Source organism: Marinobacter salexigens, assembly GCF_018860765.1.
In the GTDB taxonomy this organism is placed as follows: domain Bacteria; phylum Pseudomonadota; class Gammaproteobacteria; order Pseudomonadales; family Oleiphilaceae; genus Marinobacter; species Marinobacter salexigens_A.
The window spans coordinates 1-1683 of the sequence record NZ_JAHKPV010000003.1 but is presented as its reverse complement, the minus strand read 5'-3'; the positions used below and the strand labels follow the sequence as shown (position 1 = coordinate 1683).

Here is a 1683-nt window from a genome sequence, read left to right as displayed (position 1 = left end):
CCCCCCTCTGTCAGCCTAGTTGTCCAGTTGGCGATTTCGCCTGAATTTCATTAGTTGGGGCGGCATGGGAGCATTCATGCCACGTTATTCCGAAGAACGTAAAGCCGCCGTATTGAAGAAGTTGTTGCCTCCGCAGAATCGAAGTGTTGTGTCGGTGGCGGCAGAGGAAGGCATCTCCGATGTGACTCTGTATAGTTGGTTGAAACAGTGTCGACAACAAGGAATGCCCGTGCCAGGTAATCGTAGTACCGGGGAAGACTGGTCCCCCGAAGCCAAGCTAGCCGTTGTCGTGGAAACGGCCTCTATGTCTGAAGCCGAACTCAGTGCCTACTGCCGCGAGAAAGGTCTGTATCCAGAACAAGTGCAGCGTTGGAAAGAGGCATGCCTCCAAGGCGCTGGCATGCAGCCAGATCGGGACAAGGTCGCTCAGAAGCAACAAAGGGATTCCCGGAAAACCATCAAGAAATTGAAGGCAGAAGTGCGCCGTAAAGATAAAGCTCTGGCTGAGACGACGTCGCTTCTGGTGCTGTCAAAAAAGCTCGAAGCCTTGTACGGCGAAGATCCGGACAGCGACGAGGATATCTGACACCGTTGGATGAACGTGCAAGGCTTCTGAAACTGTTCGATGAAGCCGTTTCCGGTGGTGCAGCTCGATACAAGGCCGCAGAGTTGATCGATATGAGTGAGCGCACATTGAAGCGTTGGCGAGGTGCTAACGGCACCGTTGCAGAAGATCTGCGTCCGGAGGCAGAAAAGGCTGAACAGCCCCATAAACTCACACAGGCCGAAGAAGTGGCCATTCTGAGTGCGTGTAATCAACCCGAGTACCGGAGTTTACCGCCCTCCCAGATCGTGCCGTCGCTGGCCGACAAGGGTCTTTATCTGGCCTCGGAGTCCTCATTTTATCGGGTGTTGAAAAAGCACCAGCAACAGAACTACCGAGGGCGTATGAAGCCTCCTCACAAGGTGCCGGAACCGACCAGCTTCACGGCGACAGGCCCGAACCAGGTCTGGAGTTGGGACATCAGTTATTGTCCTTCAGCGGTGCGTGGTCGGCACTGGTATCTCTACCTGATCATGGACATCTACAGCCGCAAGATCATTGCCTGGGAGACCCATGAAGCAGAGTCGGGAGAACTGGCGAAAAAACTGGTTGAACGCGCTCTGCTGCGAGAAGGCTGCTGGCATAATCCGCCCGTGTTGCACTCTGATAATGGAGCGCCGATGACGTCTTACACGCTCAAGGCCCGGCTGGCCGACCTGGGTATGCTGATGTCGCACAGCCGCCCGAGAGTGAGCAACGATAATCCATACTCGGAATCGTTGTTCCGCACGGTCAAATACTGCCCGGAGTGGCCCTCAAAGGGCTTTAAATCGCTCACAGCTGTGCGTGAGTGGATGCTGACGTTCGAATACGCCTACAACGAAAGGCATCTGCACAGTGGCATCAACTTCGTGACACCGGCAGACCGGCATCGTGGCGTTGATCACCAGTGCCTGGCGCATCGGGAAATGGTTTATGAAAGAGCAAAGCGCCGAAATCCACGGCGCTGGTCTGGCAATACCCGGAACTGGGAAGTCACCGGAGCCGTCTCGCTCAATCCTGGAAAATTGCAGGAAGTTGAGCTTAATAAATTAGCTGCTTAGGTGCAGCTATTTGGACAACTGGGTTGAAAATCGCCG

General features: G+C 54.7%; 1 pseudogene. It reads left to right on the top strand.

The annotated features are described in order from the left end of the window. Positions 1 to 76 precede the first annotated feature (76 nt). Positions 77 to 1647 (top strand): annotated as a pseudogene (locus KO508_RS05465) (IS3 family transposase). Positions 1648 to 1683: the final 36 nt, after the last annotated feature.